The 16,760-nt window shown below is 62.4% G+C and carries 15 protein-coding genes; 10 read left to right on the top strand and 5 right to left on the bottom strand.

The window, feature by feature from the left end; all coding sequences use genetic code 11:
- The first annotated feature begins 18 nt into the window (after positions 1–18).
- Positions 19–1,239: an adenylate/guanylate cyclase domain-containing protein gene (locus tag AC3WVQ_RS20325; RefSeq protein WP_034787961.1), complete on the top strand. Its 1,221-nt coding sequence runs from the start codon at positions 19–21 to the stop codon at positions 1,237–1,239.
- Positions 1,240–1,249: 10 nt separating this feature from the next.
- On the opposite strand, the gene AC3WVQ_RS20320 is transcribed toward AC3WVQ_RS20325, so the two are convergent.
- Positions 1,250–1,543: a DUF6074 family protein gene (locus tag AC3WVQ_RS20320; RefSeq protein WP_034787698.1), complete on the bottom strand. Its 294-nt coding sequence runs from the start codon at positions 1,541–1,543 to the stop codon at positions 1,250–1,252.
- A gap of 335 nt (positions 1,544–1,878) precedes the next feature.
- On the opposite strand from AC3WVQ_RS20320, the gene AC3WVQ_RS20315 reads away from it, so the two are divergent.
- The 9 genes from AC3WVQ_RS20315 to AC3WVQ_RS20275 all read left to right on the top strand — a co-directional run bounded on the left by AC3WVQ_RS20315 (position 1,879) and on the right by AC3WVQ_RS20275 (position 11,158).
- Complete coding sequence (locus AC3WVQ_RS20315) at positions 1,879–3,597, top strand: ABC transporter ATP-binding protein (RefSeq protein WP_060582307.1); 1,719 nt, start codon at positions 1,879–1,881, stop codon at positions 3,595–3,597.
- Positions 3,598–3,694: 97 nt separating this feature from the next.
- A complete protein-coding gene (locus AC3WVQ_RS20310; RefSeq protein WP_034787706.1) occupies positions 3,695–5,257 on the top strand; it encodes a D-aminopeptidase in 1,563 nt (520 codons plus the stop codon).
- Positions 5,258–5,335: 78 nt separating this feature from the next.
- Positions 5,336–6,121 (top strand): pseudouridine synthase, encoded by a 786-nt coding sequence (locus AC3WVQ_RS20305; RefSeq protein WP_060582306.1) that lies wholly within the window; start codon positions 5,336–5,338, stop codon positions 6,119–6,121.
- A gap of 228 nt (positions 6,122–6,349) precedes the next feature.
- Entirely contained in the window at positions 6,350–7,327 is a 978-nt protein-coding gene (locus AC3WVQ_RS20300) for a tripartite tricarboxylate transporter substrate-binding protein (RefSeq protein ID WP_034787709.1), read from the top strand.
- Positions 7,328–7,546: 219 nt separating this feature from the next.
- A complete protein-coding gene (locus tag AC3WVQ_RS20295) occupies positions 7,547–8,008 on the top strand; it encodes a tripartite tricarboxylate transporter TctB family protein (RefSeq protein ID WP_034787711.1) in 462 nt (153 codons plus the stop codon).
- Between the two features lie 10 nt (positions 8,009–8,018).
- On the top strand, positions 8,019–9,524 hold the full coding sequence (locus AC3WVQ_RS20290; protein WP_492382933.1) for a tripartite tricarboxylate transporter permease: 1,506 nt from the start codon (positions 8,019–8,021) through the stop codon (positions 9,522–9,524).
- Positions 9,525–9,704: 180 nt separating this feature from the next.
- A complete protein-coding gene (locus AC3WVQ_RS20285; protein ID WP_034787727.1) occupies positions 9,705–10,100 on the top strand; it encodes a hypothetical protein in 396 nt (131 codons plus the stop codon).
- Between the two features lie 89 nt (positions 10,101–10,189).
- Positions 10,190–10,888 carry a helix-turn-helix domain-containing protein gene (locus AC3WVQ_RS20280; protein WP_060582305.1) on the top strand — a complete coding sequence of 233 codons (699 nt, stop codon included), beginning with the start codon at positions 10,190–10,192 and terminating at the stop codon, positions 10,886–10,888.
- Positions 10,889–10,942: 54 nt separating this feature from the next.
- The gene (locus tag AC3WVQ_RS20275) at positions 10,943–11,158 is read left to right on the top strand and encodes a hypothetical protein (protein ID WP_034787730.1); all 216 of its coding nucleotides are present in this window, start codon (positions 10,943–10,945) and stop codon (positions 11,156–11,158) included.
- A 43-nt stretch (positions 11,159–11,201) separates the two neighbouring features.
- On the opposite strand, the gene AC3WVQ_RS20270 is transcribed toward AC3WVQ_RS20275, so the two are convergent.
- The 4 genes from AC3WVQ_RS20270 to repA all read right to left on the bottom strand — a co-directional run bounded on the left by AC3WVQ_RS20270 (position 11,202) and on the right by repA (position 16,724).
- Positions 11,202–12,368: an RHE_PE00001 family protein gene (locus AC3WVQ_RS20270; protein ID WP_060582304.1), complete on the bottom strand. Its 1,167-nt coding sequence runs from the start codon at positions 12,366–12,368 to the stop codon at positions 11,202–11,204.
- A 730-nt stretch (positions 12,369–13,098) separates the two neighbouring features.
- The gene (gene repC, locus AC3WVQ_RS20265; protein WP_492382932.1) at positions 13,099–14,367 is read right to left on the bottom strand and encodes a plasmid replication protein RepC; all 1,269 of its coding nucleotides are present in this window, start codon (positions 14,365–14,367) and stop codon (positions 13,099–13,101) included.
- A 155-nt stretch (positions 14,368–14,522) separates the two neighbouring features.
- A complete protein-coding gene (gene repB / locus AC3WVQ_RS20260) occupies positions 14,523–15,524 on the bottom strand; it encodes a plasmid partitioning protein RepB (protein ID WP_060582302.1) in 1,002 nt (333 codons plus the stop codon).
- Between the two features lie 3 nt (positions 15,525–15,527).
- Positions 15,528–16,724 carry a plasmid partitioning protein RepA gene (gene repA / locus AC3WVQ_RS20255; protein WP_034787965.1) on the bottom strand — a complete coding sequence of 399 codons (1,197 nt, stop codon included), beginning with the start codon at positions 16,722–16,724 and terminating at the stop codon, positions 15,528–15,530.
- Positions 16,725–16,760 lie beyond the last annotated feature (36 nt).

Genomic DNA, 16,760 nt, shown 5'->3' with positions numbered 1-16,760 from the left:
GGCCGAGCGGGATGCGCCATGAACGACCAACAGCTACGCGATATCGTGCTCTGGCTTTCAGAACAGGGCCTGAAGGGACTGGACGAGCCGGAGCTGTTTGCCGGCTTCTGCGAGCAATGTCGGGCAGCCGGTCTCGACCTTGCCCGCGCGCTCGGGTTGATCGACACGTTGCATCCCGAATTCGAGGGGCGCGCGTTCCAGTGGAACGACGAAAGCGAGATCACGCCGGAGGTCATCCAATACGGCTCGACGACCACGGGCGAGGCGCTGCTGAACTGGCAGAATTCGATCTTCTACCACATGCTTTGCGACCGAACCGCGGAGCGCCGCATCCGGCTTTCCTCCGACGAGGGCACCACCTACAACATATTGGACAAGCTGAAAGACGAAGGCCACACCGACTGCGTCAGCATGATCCACCACTTCACCGACCAGGGCCGCGTCGGCGAGATGGACTGTTTCTATTCCTATTGGACGACGCGGAACGACGGTGGCTTCAGCGACGATGACATCGCAGCACTCCGTATCCTGCTGCCAACGCTTGCGCTGGCGGTGAAGGCAGGCTCATGCGTGAGGATCATCAGCACGCTTGCGGACGTTTATCTCGGCGCCGATGCCGGCCAGCGCGTCGTCAAAGGCAGCATTGCCCGCGGTTCGGCCGAACGCATCGAAACGGTCATGTGGTTTTCCGACCTGCGCGGCTATACGCGCATCTCCGACACCGCAGCACCCGACGAGATCATCCCGCTTCTCAACGATTATTCAGGAACCGTGATCACCGCCATTCACGACCATGGCGGCAGCGTGCTGAAGCTGATCGGCGACGGTGTTCTGGCGATCTTCAATGCCGACGATCCGGGGACCGCCTGCGCCAACGCAATCGCCGCCGAACGGCAGCTGCGCCGCATGCTTGCGGAACTCGACACCCGCCGGCAGGCCGAAGGCAAGCCGACCACCGAAGTCTATCTCGGGCTCCATATCGGCGAAGTTTTCTATGGCAATATCGGCAGCCAGACCCGCCTCGATTTCACCGTGGTCGGCCCGGCGGTCAATGAGGTGAGCCGCATTTCCTCGATGTGCCGTTCCGTCGAGCGGCACATGATCATGTCGTCTGATTTCGTCGAAGCCTGCCCGCCGGATGAACGGGTCCACGCAGTCTCGCTCGGCCGCTTTGCGCTGCGCGGCATCGCGAGGGCCAAGGAGCTGTTTACCTGGGATCCGGAATTGCCGGTGGCCTGAGACGCAGCGGCTACTGGCTCATCGCGCCTGCAGAAAGACGCGAGAGGTGGCGATGCTGCAGCTCGATCTGCACCTCGTCCTGAAAAACCAGAACCTGATGGCGCACTTCGTCTTCCGAACATCCGCAGGCAAAGAGCTCATCCGCTAGAGCGCGGCAGCGGCGGCGCCAGAATTGCAGCGCTTCGGCACCGTGCAGATCTTCAAGCTCGGCGGCAGCACTGCGAATGGCATGCAATCTCCTGACCACCGGAAACGGAACAATGGTGTTGGTTTCCGTGGCTTCCACTGATTGATTGCTTGCCATCGTCTCGTTTGCCCCCTGGACTTCGTGCGTTGACGCGAACGCACAAAGACGCCCTACGCGTAGTGATATCGAGCAATGGCTCCGCTTCCGGTGTCCCCAACCGAAGGCGATTTGCTCTGCTGATTCCATTTCTACGAAGCCTATGGTTAACGTTTCCTTCCCACCGGTGCCGAAGTGAACCGATTGCGTCTCGCAGGTGCACGAGACATCGGTCGCGTCACGTGGCCGACACGCTTTCACGCTTTTCTGGGTTGGTTTCGATCCAAAAACATGACATTAAAAATCATCTTTCTATCAGCGCCCATGGCGCCCCCGCCCCCAGTGAGTGCACGTGCATGCTGAAGCGTTTCTTCGCGTTCTACCGCCCCTATCGCGGCCTGTTCATTCTCGACTTTTCCTGCGCCGTACTATCAGGCCTGCTCGAACTCGGCTTCCCGATTGCGGTGAAGCTGTTCGTCGACCAGCTCTTGCCGAGCCAGGAATGGACACTGATCCTGTTGTCCTCCGTGGGGCTGCTGATCGTCTACCTGCTCAACACCGGCCTGATGGCAACCGTCACCTATTGGGGCCACATGCTCGGCATCAATATCGAGACGGACATGCGGCGCATGGCCTTCGATCATCTGCAGAAGCTCTCTTTCTCGTTCTTCGACAACCAGAAGACCGGCCATCTCGTCGGCCGCCTCACCAAGGATCTGGAAGAAATCGGCGAGGTCGCGCATCACGGTCCGGAGGATCTGTTCATTGCCGTCATGACCTTCATCGGTGCGCTGATCCTGATGCTGATGGTGCATTGGCAGCTGGCGCTGATTACAGCCGCCGTCGTGCCGCTGACCGCCTGGGTGACCAGCCGCTACGGCGGGCGCATGACCCGGAATTTTCGCAATCTCTACGGCCGGATCGGAGACTTCAACGCCCGTATCGAGGAGAATGTCGGTGGCATGCGCGTGGTCCAGGCCTTCGCCAACGAGGCCCATGAGCGCAGCCTGTTCGAGACCGACAACCAGAACTATCGCCGCACCAAGCTTGAGGCCTACCGTATCATGGCGGCCAGCACGTCGCTGAGCTACATGAGCATGCGGCTGACGCAGCTGATCGTGATGATTACCGGGTGCTACTTCGTGTTGACGGGCGAGCTGACCAATGGCGGCTTCGTCAGCTTCCTGCTTCTGGTCGGCGTCTTCTTCCGGCCGGTCGAGAAGATTAATTCGGTGATCGAGACCTATCCGAAGGGCATCGCCGGCTTCAAGCGCTTCCTCGAACTGATGGAAACCGAGCCCGATATCGAGGATCGTCCCGGTGCGACCGACGTCGCTGATCTCAAGGGCGACATCACCTACAGCAACGTCTCGTTCGGCTACAGCGCCGAAAAGCCGATCATCCAGAATATCGACCTCGCGATCCGCGCCGGCGAGACGATCGCCTTCGTCGGCCCGTCGGGCGCCGGCAAGACGACGATCTGCTCGCTTCTGCCGCGCTTCTACGAAGTGATGGAAGGCGCAATCACTGTCGACGGCACCGATATCCGCGACATCACCCTGTCGTCGCTGCGCGGCCAGATCGGTATCGTGCAGCAGGATGTCTTCCTCTTTGCCGGCACCATTCGCGACAACATCGCCTATGGCCGGCTCGGAGCAAACGAAGCCGACATCCTGGAAGCGGCGCGGCGCGCCCGGCTCGACGGCATGATCGCCGCCCTGCCCGACGGCATGGACACGGTGATCGGCGAACGCGGCGTCAAGCTTTCCGGCGGACAGAAACAGCGACTGGCGATCGCCCGCATGTTCCTGAAAAACCCGGCGATCCTCATTCTCGACGAGGCCACCTCGGCGCTCGACACGGAAACCGAGAGAGCAATCCAGCAGTCGCTCGCCGAGCTTTCCAAGGGGCGCACGACGCTGATCATCGCGCACCGGCTGGCAACGATCCGCGATGCCGACCGCATCGTCGTGGTCGACGGCAGCGGCATTCGCGAGCAGGGACCGCATGCAACGCTGCTGGCCGCCAAGGGCGCCTACAGCCGCCTCTATCACGCCCAGGCAGGCGCCGGCTGAGGAGAGCTGTCGGCGCGGCATTGCAAGTGCCGGGAGGGGACGGTACGAACGAAGGCAGACACCGCCCTGCCCTTCGTCGGACCGATCCTTCAGCGCCATGACCACTTCCGAACTTTCCACTCTCGAACGCGCCCTAAAAGCCCTGCCCCAACACTATCCCGGTCCCGGCGGCGTCGCCGGTGTGGTCCGGGATGGTCAGGTGATCCTCAGCCACCGCTGGGGCTACGCCGACCTGACCGCCCGCAGGCCGATGACGGCGACAACCCGCGTACCGATCTGCTCGATCACCAAGCAGATGACCTGCGCCGTGCTTCTGGACGCCGTCGGCGAACCGGCAAAGCTCGACCGCGCGCTCGACGCCTACCTGCCTCTGCTCGAAGGCAAGCGCCCGACCGTGGCCCATCTCTGTCACAACCAGTCGGGGCTGCGCGACTACTGGGCGCTGACCGTGCTGCAAGGCGCCAGGCACGACGGCGCCTTCCGCCGCGAGGACGCACGGCCCCTGCTCTCCTCCGCGCGGTCGACCCATTTCGAGCCGGGCACGCGCTACTCCTATTCGAACGGCAATTTCCGCATTCTCGCCGACCTCATCGAAGCGCATACCGGGCGCTCGATGGCCGAGCTCTATCAGCGTTCCGTGTTCGGCCCGGCCGACATGCAGACCGCTGCCCTCACCGCCGATACGAGCCTGCCCCCCGACGGTATCGTCGGCTACGAGGGCAATGAGACGGCTGGCTATTTCGAGGCGGCCAACAACATCTACTGGGCGGGCGATGCCGGTGTTTCCGCTTCGCTCGACGATATGCTCGCCTGGGAATGCTTCATCGACCGGACGCGGAATGACGAAAACAGTCTCTATCGCCGCCTGTCCGTACCGCAGACCTATGCCGATGGCCGCCCGGCCCATTATGGGTTCGGCCTTGCGCATGAAAAGATCGGCGACGTCGCCATCACCGGCCATGGCGGCGCGCTGCGCGGCTTCCGCAGCCGCAGGCTCTACGCGCCCGCTGAGCGCCTTTCGGTCGTGGTGATGTTCAACCATGAAGCCGACGCCCATGCGGCGGCGACCGCATTGATGAAGGTCGCCCTTGGCCACAGCGATGCCGAGCCCGCGACAGGCACCTGGGATGCCGACGGCACCGGCAGCTATCTGGATCCGGAAACGGGCCTCGCACTCGTTACCAGGCCCGCCGGCAAATCCCGCGTCGCGCTGAACTTCGCCACGGGTGCCGAAACGCTTGCGGTCGGTCCGGATGGCAGCGCGCAGTCAGCGGCCGTTACCCTTCGCGTGGAAGGCGCCTCGCTGCACATGGAGCGCCCGCGTGAGAACCTGACGGTTCACGCCGCGCGCATCTCTGGCGCCGCCAAGCCTGATATCGCCGGCCGCTACCATGCGGCAGAACTCGACGCCCATCTCGACATCGTCTCCACCAACGGCGTCTTCTATGGTGGTTTCGACGGTTCGCTTGGCAGAGGCGCCATGCACGCCCTGCGGCCGCTCGCCGACGATGTCTGGCTGCTGCGCTGCAAACGCTCGATGGACGCGCCGGCACCGGGAGACTGGACCGTAGTCGTTTCGCGTGACGCAGAAGGCAAGGTGACGGGGCTGACGATCGGCTGCTGGCTCGCCCGGCGGATCGACTATAGCAAGATCGGCTGATGTCGAGATTGTGCCGCCGGCGATGCTCGCAGGCGGGACCATGCTGCACAAGATGACCAGCAACCGGAAGACCAGAACGTGAAACAGAAGCGACCGACAGCCGCCCGAGATACCGGCCGCCGCCCCACGGCCGATACGGGAAAACGCGTGACGGTCGCCCGCGCCCTTTCCAAGCTTGGTTACTGCTCGCGCACGCAGGCCGAAAAGCTGGTGCTTGAAGGCCGCGTCAGCATCAACGGGCGCAAGGCGACTGACCTCACCGCATGGGTCGATGTCGACATGGACCGTCTCGCCGTCGACGGTAAGGCCGTGCTTGCCGAAGAGAAGGTCTACCTGATGCTGAACAAGCCGCGCGGGCTGGTGACGACCAGGCATGACCCGGAGGGCCGGCCGACGGTCTTCGACTGCCTGAAGAACATCGACTCCACCCATCTGTCGCCGGTCGGACGCCTCGACAAGGCGAGCGAGGGCCTTCTGCTGTTCACCAACGACACGGTGCTTGCGCAGCGGCTGCTCGATCCGGAAACCCATGTCGGCAAGGTCTATCACGTGCAACTGACCGGGCAGATCGACGACGCGCAGCTTGCGCAAATGGTCGCCGGCATCGACGAAGGCGGCGAGATGTTGCGGGCCGCCAGGGCCGAACGCCTAAGGGTGGGCGGCCGCAACATGTGGATCGAGGTGGAACTCGAAGAGGGTCGAAACCGCCAGATTCGCCGCATGCTCGATGCGCTCGGCTTCGAAGTGCTGCGGCTGCTGCGAGTTTCGATCGGGACGATCGCTCTCGGTGATTTGCCGAAGGGTGCTGCGCGTAACCTCACCGCCGACGAAATCGCCGATCTGAAGCGGCGCACCGGCCTCTAGGCCCTTCCCGCGGCGCGCAGCCAAACGCGCGATGGGTGGAAATCCACCCACGCCAGCACCGCCATGTTTCCAAATCCACCCAAAGCCGATCCAGGCTCCTGACAAATGCGTCGGATCGTGCGGACAGCCCGTTGTCTGTGCTAAGATTGCGTCCGCAAATGGGGGCATCCAGCACCGGCGTGGGAGGAAACCTTGCCGGCTGGCCATATTTCATCCGGGAGGAAGAAGATGAAAACCCTCAACGCATTGCTCGGCGCCGTTGCCGCCCTTTCCATTTTTGCCGTTTCCGCCAACGCACAGACCTACCCCGAGCGTTCGATCACCATGGTCGTGCCCTTCTCCGCCGGTGGCCCGACGGATACGGTTGCGCGCCTGGTTGCTGAATCCATGTCGAAGGACCTCGGCCAGCAGATCATCGTCGAGAACGTCGGCGGCGCCGGCGGCACGCTTGGCGCCGGTCGCGTCGCCCAGGCCGATCCGGACGGCTACACCGTGCTGCTCCATCACATCGGCATGGCAACCAGCGCGACGCTCTACCGCAAACTCGCCTATGACACGCTGAACGCCTTCGAATATGTCGGCCTCGTCACCGAAGTGCCGATGACCATCGTCGCGCGCAAGGACCTCGAGCCGACCGACCTCAAGGGTCTCGTCGAATATGTGAAGGCGAACAAGGACACGGTCACCGTCGCCAACGCCGGCATCGGCGCCGCCTCGCACCTCTGCGGCATGATGTTCATGAGCGCCATCGAAACGCCGCTGACCACCGTTCCCTACAAGGGCACCGGTCCGGCGATGACCGATCTCCTCGGCGGTCAGGTCGACATCATGTGCGACCAGACGACCAACACCACCAAGCAGATTCAGGGCGGCACGATCAAGGCTTACGCCGTCACCTCGCCCGAACGCCTGAAGGTCTTCCCGGACTTGCCGACGACCACCGAAGGTGGTCTGCCGAACCTGCAGGTTGGTATCTGGCACGGCGTCTACGCGCCGAAGGGTACGCCGGCTGAAGTGACCGAACGCCTGTCGAAGTCGCTGCAGGTGGCGCTCAAGGATCCGAACGTGGTTGCCCGCTTCGGCGAACTCGGCACCGAGCCGTCTTCGGACGCCGACGCCACCCCGGCCGCGCTGAAGACCAAGCTCGAAGGCGAGATCGCCCGCTGGAAGCCGGTGATCGAAGCGGCCGGCCAGTACGCCGACTAATCCACCGCTCATCGCGCCGCGCTCTCGAAACATCTCGGGGCGCGGCGGTTCTGACATGGGCATGTTCCCGACGGTGTCCGGACAGGCGCCGTCAACAGCGGTTGACAGCTGTCAACGCGACGTTGCCCAATGTGCGAACCCGGCGCGAGCCGGCAATGCCAATGCGGGAGGCCGTCGACGCCTCGGCCCGGCTACCCCGCGAAAACAAATGGGGACACGATGAAATCACTCTCCTTCGATAGCACCAATGCGCTCTGCGGCGGGATCCTGACCGCGGTCGGCCTGTTCTTCGCCTGGCAGGCCTTCAACCTAGAGCTCGGCACAGCCTTCCGCATGGGGCCTGGCTATTTCCCCCTCGTGCTCGCGATCATCCTGACGCTCCTCGGCATCGTGATCCTCGTACAGTCCACCCGCGTCCAGGGGGAGCCGATCGGCGCGATTGCGCTGCGTGGCATGCTCTTCATTTTGCCGGCGCCGGTTTTCTTCGGCCTCACGGTCCGCGGCCTCGGCTTCGTCCCGGCACTGTTCTTCACGGCACTCATCGCCTGCTTTGCCTCCGGCCGCATGACGCCGCTCATGGCTTTGGCGCTCTCCGCAGCGCTGACGGCCTTCTCCGTCGCCGTGTTCAGCTATGGTCTCGGCCTGCCCTTCCAGCGCTTCGGCCCCTGGGTCCAATTCTAGGAGACGCGCAATGGATCTTTTCAACAATCTCGCGCTCGGCTTTGTGACCGCCGGTTCCCCCGCCAACCTGCTCTTCTGCCTCATCGGCGTGCTTCTCGGCACCCTGATCGGGGTCCTTCCGGGCATCGGCGCAACGGCAACCATCGCCATGCTGCTGCCGATCACCTTCCAACTCGAGCCGGTCTCCTCGCTGATCATGCTCGCCGGCATCTATTACGGCGCGCAGTATGGAGGCTCGACCACGGCGATCCTGATCAACATGCCGGGCGAATCGTCGTCAGCCGTCACCGCGATCGACGGCTACCAGATGGCCCGCAAGGGTCGGGCCGGGGCCGCCCTGGCGATCGCTGCCCTCGGCTCATTCTTTGCTGGCACCGTCTCGACCTTCCTCGTCGCGGTCTTCGCGCCGCCCTTGACCGAAATCGCCTTGAAGTTCGGCGCTGCCGAGTACTTCTCGTTGATGATCGTCGGCCTCGTCTCCTCGATCGCACTCGCGCACGGGTCGATCGTCAAGGCGCTGGCCATGGTCGCCCTCGGCCTCCTGCTCGGCCTCGTCGGCACCGATATCTATTCCGGCACGCCGCGCTTTACCCTCGGCATCCGGGAATATGCCGACGGCCTGAACTTCGTAGCGCTCGCCGTCGGTGTCTTCGGCATCGCCGAGATCCTGCGCAACCTTGAAAACGAACGCACCCGCGAGGTGCTGATGGCCAAAGTCACCGACCTGATGCCGACCAGGGACGACTTCAAGCGCATGTTCGCGCCGGTCGTGCGCGGCACCATCATCGGTTCGGCGCTCGGCATTCTGCCCGGTGGCGGCGCAATCCTTGCGGCCTTCGCTTCCTACACCGTGGAGAAACGCGTCTCGGACCACCCCGAAGAGTTCGGCCACGGTGCGATTGCCGGCGTCGCCGGTCCGGAAAGCGCCAACAATGCGGGCGCGCAGACCTCGTTCATTCCGCTGCTCACCCTCGGCATTCCCGCCAATCCGGTGATGGCGCTGATGATCGGCGCGATGATCATCCAGGGCATCGTGCCCGGTCCGAACGTCGCAAGCGAACAGCCCGCCCTCTTCTGGGGCATCATCGCCTCCATGTGGATCGGCAATCTGATGCTCGTGGTCCTGAATCTGCCGTTGATCGGGCTCTGGGTGAAGCTGCTCAAGATCCCCTATTACGTGCTCTTCCCGATCATCATGGCGTTCTGCTCGATCGGGGTCTACAGCGTCAACTCCAATGTCTACGACCTCTATGCCGTCGCCTTCTTCGGCCTCGTCGGCTACCTGCTGTTGAAGCTGCGCTGCGAACCCGCTCCGTTGCTGCTCGGCTTCGTGCTCGGACCGCTGCTCGAAGAAAACCTCCGCCGCGCCATGATCCTGTCGCGCGGAGACCCGATGACATTCGTCACTCGACCGATCAGCGCCATCCTGCTTCTGATCGCAGCCCTGGTGCTCGTCGTCGTGTTCCTGCCGAGTGTGAAGGCCAAGCGCCACGAGGTTTTTGTCGAGGAGGATTGATCCCTGCCCGCCAATTTCGCAACAATAACAATATAATTCAATAGGTTAATCGCCGCGCCCCAATCGGAGGTGCGGCGTTCTTCTGGCTGCGGCATTCTGCCCCTGCGCGGTTTGCCACATTGAGCTTTATCAAGCCGGTCGCCAATCTCTGCCCCATCGAAACAGGAACGAGCCGGGGCGATGACACGTCGCGAGAAGATCAGATGGAACAATGCCGTGCGCATGCTTTGCGCCGCGGCGCTGTTCCTGCTTGGTTTTGCCCATCTCGGCCCTGCCCTGGCCACTCGCCTGCCGGCGGCCGAACTGGCGCTCTATGCCCTGCCCGACGGGTCCCTGCCCGATTTTTGCCAGACCGGTTTGGGTGAAGACGGCAAAGACCAGCCCGGCCATAAACATGTTTGCAGCGCCTGTCGGTTCTTCTGGGCGCTGCTGACGCCGCCGGACGGTTCTCTCAGCGAGCGCCTGGAGGCAAACCGCACACCTGCGATCCGGGTTGCGGCAGTTCGACCGGTGCCACAAGTTCACGCACCCAATGCCCGTCCGCGAGGCCCGCCACAGGTCGTCATCCGGCTTTGACCTCCGTTGACAGCTGTCAACATCCTCCTTCGACGCCCGTCGGCATCGGGGCATCACGCCTCCTTGCGTCGGTCATGCGGACGTTTTTCATGCCAGAAACCCTGATCACCACTGCCGCGCCAGCGGCTCCCCCTCGCGCGTCCTCGATAAGGCCGCCTCGCCCGGCCTCGCGTAGTCGTGTCGTCGGCGAAAACCTGACCCTGCTCTATGAGGGCGGACGCAACCGCGCGCTCTACCGTGTCGTTGACGGCTGCGTCGTGCTTTCGCAACTTCTCAACGACGGTCGCCGCCAGATCACCGACGTGCTCGGACCGGGCCGGCTCTTCGGCTTCACTATCGACGGCCGCAACATCGCCACCGCCGAAACGCTGAGTATCGCGCGCATCGAGCCTCTGGGTGACGCGGATCTCAACGCCACCAATCCGGCCGTCGCCAGCGAGTTGAAGACGACGCTTCACCGCATGCAGATCCATGCCACGCTGCTTGGTCGCAAGACCGCCAGCGAGAAAGTCGCCAGTGCGCTGGTGGAACTATCGCGCCTGTTCAATCGGACCGGCCGTAACGGCGCCCCTGCCCGGTTGAGCTTTCATCTCCATCTCACCCGCGCCGACCTCGCGGATTGGCTTGGCCTTACCGTCGAAACGGTCAGCCGCTGTCTCAACCGTTTCAAGCGCGAGGGCCTGATCGACTTCAGCCACCCGAAGACAATGCGTGTCCTCGATCCCGAACGCCTCGAAACGACCGCCGGCTTCACCCGACAACAGACCGGCGAGACGACACGCCCTTGAATAAAACCCGCGCCGCCTGTCCCCCCAATGCGGCCACCCACGCAAAGGAAAACCATGATTGCGAGACTTGTCTACCACGTGCCGGTGTTCGGCTGGATGCTCAAGGAGGCCGTGCAAGGTTCACAGACGGCCAAGGTGCTGTTTCTGATCAACTGCGCGCTGCTCTGGCTGCTCGCCATCGTCGCCTTCGGCTACCCGGCGATCATCATTCCGGCATTGACGCTGGTGCCGGTGATCTTCGTTCTGTTGATCGTGATCACGATGGGCTGACGCCTATACGGTCCGGCGGCAAGCTTTCCGCGCTGCCGCCGGTTCAAAGCACGCCCCAGCCGCGGTAACGCCCGCGGCCGGTCATCTCGCGGATGCCAAGCTCTCGAACGAGGTTCAGCGCGCCGCGCGGCGTCACCCCGACATGCTTGGCGACCAAAGCTGCCGATACGATCGGCCGCGACAGAACCAGGTCGATCAGGGCCGGCAGACTGCTGTTGGAACGACGATCGCGAATGCGCATGTCCATCTGGGTCTTCGCAAGCGACAAACGGTCGAGTTCCTTGAGACCGAGATCCGCCGTCACCGTCATCGCCTCCAGAAAGGCGCTCCAGCGGGTCAGTGCGTCCTGGGACCTCCGTCGCTCATAGCGGATGGTCTTTAGCCCGGTGTTGAACGACAGCAGGTGCGAGGTGACCTTGCCTCTGGAGCGCAGGTAAGCGCCGACCAACAATGACCCCAGCCAATGCTGACGGCGCAGAGGCTCCCTCCGCTCCCAGGCATCGAAGAGCAAGGCGGCTCCAAGACAGGGCGGCAGCTGATCAGCCGCTGCCACCATCTGGCGCCATTCGTCAAGACGCACTTCCTCATCCCACTCTTCGTCGAAGAGCAGGCCGAGCTGTCCCATCGGCTCGCGGGCTGTCGCTAACGCCGTCCGTTCCGCGACTTCCAGCGTGTCCTGGTCATGCGCATCGAGCAGGCGCTGCGAGCGAGCGATGGCGGCGTCGATGGCCGCGAATTCGGCCGCCATCGGATTGCTGTCGCCGTCGTCCTCCGGCTCGCCCCGCTCCGGCTCACGATCGACACCCGCCGCCTGACGTGTTTCGGCCGGCGCAAGTGAAGGGATATCGAGCTCCGGGACCGGGCTCTGTTCGCCGCTGAGTGCTGCAAGCCCTTGGGCAGAAAGGGCCCAACCAGGCTCGCCGAGCCAGATGCGGCGGCGGACTTTCAGGACCGAATGGGCGATGGTCAACTCGTGGGTCGGCGCTCGGGCGTCCATGTGCGCATCGTGCAGCACGAGATCCTCGACATGAACGAGTTCGCCGGCCACCCAAAGTGCTGCCGTCGCATCGAAGAAATGCCCGCGCTCGCGGTACCCGTCTTCGACGACATGACGGTTCGTGCGCTCATCGAGCCGCGCCAAGGCGTCTTCCGCCGAAATCATCAGCGGGATCAGCGTTGGATGGTAGGGATCGGGAGACTGGTATCGCATTTTGAAAATAAACGGTTCCTGCGGATGTGGAACGTAACATGAGAATCACTTCCCCCACAGGCAGGAGACGCTTTCTCCACCGCTTGAAGACCAGCAAGCTGCGCCGCCTGATTTCGCAAACGACGACGGGGCGAATATTTCTATTCAAACAGGACTTGCATGTGTCTCGGCGCACGCCAATGTGTTGACAGCTGTCAACCGTGTTGATGTCTCGTCTATCAACGCCAAACCCGGTCAGTGAGTTGAGTACCATACTCGCTGTTTCCCCCAGCCATACCGTGTTCGCAATCACGCGGCAGTGAGATCCAACTATGCTTGGTGCTTTGTCGCTTTAGTTTACCCTTTCGCGACCCAGCTTTTTGGGGGGAGGGCGCTCGGCTTTAAACCAGCAACCTGTTGACAGCTGGCAACAGCCCGCGAGTTCGCCACCTGAACGGATTCTGCCGCTAGAACGGGCTCTAACAAGGGAGGACGCTCAATCATTCGGCTCGAGATCGAGAAATTCGAAGTCTTGTACGCTGAGTCCGCGCAACGGAACTGAACCGCCCCTTCCTTTCCAAAAGAAGGAGAAACAGCAATGTTTTCTGATGGGTGGCGAGGGTCTGAAAACAATCTCAGACGTAAGAATAACGTAGAGATGTCAACGAATCCCTGCACTTACAGTGTCCCGCATTTCAACGTCACAGACAAGCCAAAGCGTTTCCGCGACGCTCATGCCCCCTGTCGCTGTTCATCCGCTCACGGCCACCACTCCGGCCTGGGCTCGCAAGCGCGCCGACAGCATCGCCGACACGGTGAATGTCTGGTTTCTCGCGCGGCGCGTCAGGTCCCGCAGATAGCCCCCGGCCGAATGAATGTGCTCGGATCGTTCAAGAAGGCAGGCGAGTACCGTTGCCGTCGTTTCGGGACCAAGCACCGTGCACGCCTCGTCGTAGGCCTCCGGGCTGACGCCGAGCATCGTCCTGACAACGGTTGCGGCTAGGAACATGTCCCGCCAGTTGCCAATTCGCCCCGCTGGTCCATAGTCACGGATCTGCGGGCAGGCTTTCAGCACCACCGGCAGCGCGCCGATATGATCGTGAAGGCGAGAAAGGCCGGGCGACTTTGCACTGCCTGCAACGGTATCATCATCCGCGGTGCATGACGTCTTGGTGCCAGCCAGATCCGAAAATGCCGCTTCAGGTATTTCACAAGCGTTTTCAGATTCAGATTGATAATCGGATTCTGAACTCTGTATGTGCCGCTCATACTGGCGTTCATTGGCAGCCGTATTCTGCGTTTTCAGCAAGTTTTCCAGGTAATTAGTCAGATTGTCGCGGAGTGCCGACAAAACGGCGAGGGCGCGCTCCACTTCGGTGATCAGCGGCTTGCGCGACAGTGCCGTGTAGACCGCCTGGCACTGCGTTTCCGCTTCTTCCGCTTGGAGGACATCGGACTGGCGCAGGAGCTCGACGAGCTTGACGACGTCGCGCCGGCAAAGGCTCAGACGTTCGCGCATCACCTGCAGGTAGCGACGATCCGCTTCCAGCCGTGCCGCTTCCGCTGCGAACTCTGACGCCCGTGCAAGCATCGGGGCGAGATCGAAGCCAAAGGCCTGGCCGATCGCGCCCTTGCGGTCACGCCGGGCGTAACGCTTGCCGTTGGGACTGTCGCGCCTGAGGATGAGCCCAGCCTCGACAAGCGCCGTCAGATGCCGCCTCAGCGTCGTCTCGGCCATGCCGTGCGTACGGAGCGAAAGCTGCGCATTCGACGGAAACACGACGAGGCCGGCGGCCCGGTCGAGTTCGGCCTTTGGGTAAAAGGACAGCAGTGCGTTCAGCACCGCAAGCGAACGGTCGGAAACCCCAAGGCTTGTCTTGGCGGCACATACCGTTCGAAACAATTTCCATTTGTCGACGCTCCCGTCGTCGACGGCCGGAGCGCTGGAAAGTTGGTGTGCCAACATCCCAAGCGTCATCGACCGCCGCCCGAAGGGCGTCGTGACAATCCCACGATCCATTCTTCTTCACCTTTTCCAAGGCAAAAGAAACCCGTTCGCCGAAACGACGTTGAAAACTCTTGACACCGATTCGCGGAAATGGGATTCTCTAGTTGCTACACGAGAGAAGGGTTTCCGCAGCGCTAGTCGTTCGGAAGCCTTTTTCTTTTGCTCAGTTAGTCTCCTGTTTCCTCTTGATATTCGAGGTACAGAGATTTGAGCCTCTGCCTCACGAAATCTGCAAAGCCTGGTGCCGTCTTGCTGTTGAAGGCAAGCGTCGTCTCGACGTCCGTTTCACGGATACGCACCGGGATTGTGTTGTCTGGCGCCAGCCATGGGATAGGCCGGGCACGCGCCCTGGAGGCGCTTAAGAAGGTGCACAAGGCGTCGAAACGCTGATCGCTGCCGGCCTTCTGGAATTCTCGGCCTTGCGTGAAGGCGGCTGCGGCCTCCGGCTTGCCATCTTGTGCGAGAAGCTCAGCGAGTTCAAACCAACGGCGCCGTCCGATCGATGGTGCCGGTCCGATGGCCTCGATCAGCGCAATCGGTAGCCGGCGAACAACAGAAATCATCTTCGACAGGGCGGCTTTGTCGACACCCAGCGCCGACATGATGATCTCACGCGAAAACCCGCGATCCTCAAGGCGGCCGCCAAAGAGCGAGCGCTCGATGAAGGAGAGGTCGGAACGGGTGTTGTTTTCCTGTCCCTGCGAGACGACCAATTGCTCGTCATTGAGATTGCGAACGACCGCACGAACACTGCTACCGATGTCGCGGGCAGCAGCCAGGCGGCGATGGCCGTAGGCGACCTGGTATCGCCCCTCGATGGTTGGATGCGGCCGGACCAGGATGGGCACCTGTTGTCCGTGCTCTCGCATCTGTTCAGCCAGGCTCAGTTGCGCGTCGGCCGCAATCCCGAGGCGATCGACGATGAAGGATGCGTCGATGAGCGCCGGATCGAGTTCGACGACCGCTTGCCCTTCGGCAAGTTGCCGCTCGAGCTCCTGGGCGCGTTCGACCTTCTGCGTGATGTTCGACAGCGACCGGGTGATGCCACCGACAGCAGTCGGGGGGCGGGCACCGGCCATCAGCCCGGCGATCGGGCGGTCGTTGCCCGGTGCGCCGTTGGCATCGTCGACGCGTTCCTCCGATATCCCGATCAGGTTCTTACGGGCCATGGATTACTTCCTCCCCCAGACCTTGCGGACCAGGTCCTCGATCTCGCCATTGACGAGGTTGAGAGAGTCCATTGCGCGGTCGTAGGTGCCGCGGACAAACTGCGAGCGCTCGACTTCATAAAGCGTTTGCTTTGTTACGCCGGCGTCGGAGATAGCTGTCGACTTCACCATGGCGTTCTGCAGCATGCGATTGCCGAAAATGGCGCGCATGAAACCGGTCATCTGGCTTTGAGGGCCGTCGTTCGGCTCAAACCGTGTTCCGAGATAGCGCATCCAGTCATAGCTGGTGCGGCCACCGGCTTTTTCGACGACGCTCATCAACTCACTCGTCATCGACAGGAACTGCGACATCGACATGACGTCGAGCATCTGCGGATGCACGGTGATCAGGACGGACGTTGCGGCACAGAGCGCCGACATGGTGAGGAAGCCGAGCTGCGGGGGGCAATCGATGACGACGATGTCGTAGAAGCTCTCGATATCGGCGAGCACATCGCCGATGCGGGCGAAGAAAAGGGTTTCTGCAGCCCCGCCCGTCATCATCGCCTTCGGCGTTTCGTGCTCGAATTCCATGAGTTCGAGATTGCCGGGAATGAGATGCAGATTGGCGGTGTAGGTCGACCGCACGATATCGGCGATCGACCGCGGGGCGTCATAGCGGATCGCGCCGTAAAGCGTCTCGCCTTCTCCGACATCCAACTCCGGTTGATGGCCGAAGAGGGCGGAAAGCGAAGCCTGCGGATCGAGATCGATCGCGAGCGTGCGGTAGCCGCGAAGTGCCAGATATTGGGCGAGGTGGGCTGAGGTCGTCGTCTTAGCCGACCCGCCCTTGAAGTTCATCACAGACAGGACCTGCAGCTTTTCATCGCCGCGCCGGTGCGGGACATATTTGCCCGACTTGCCGCCATCGTCGAGAACGCGGCGAATGCGTTCGATGTCGGAAACGGCATACATGCGCCGACCGTTTGACAAGGGCGCTGGGCCGTGGCCCTCTGAGGCCACCTGCCTCAGATAGCCTTCGCCGATTCCGATGAAGGCTGCCGCTTCGGCAGGGCTGAAGAGACGCATCTGCTTTTGCGCTTGCGGGGGGAAGATTTTCTTTTGGTGCTGCTGCAGCTGATGGGCAAGCTCCAAAGCATCGGCAGCCAGAAGCGTCGGCAGATGCTCCTGTGCGTCCTGGCTTTGAATTTTTTGCTGCAACATTGATATCCCCGAAAACTGCGCAAAAATCGTCAT

The organism is Ensifer sp. EB106-05-01-XG146, from assembly GCF_058791875.1.
Note: the sequence above shows the minus strand (reverse complement) of the source record. Positions and strands in the feature narration are given on the sequence as shown.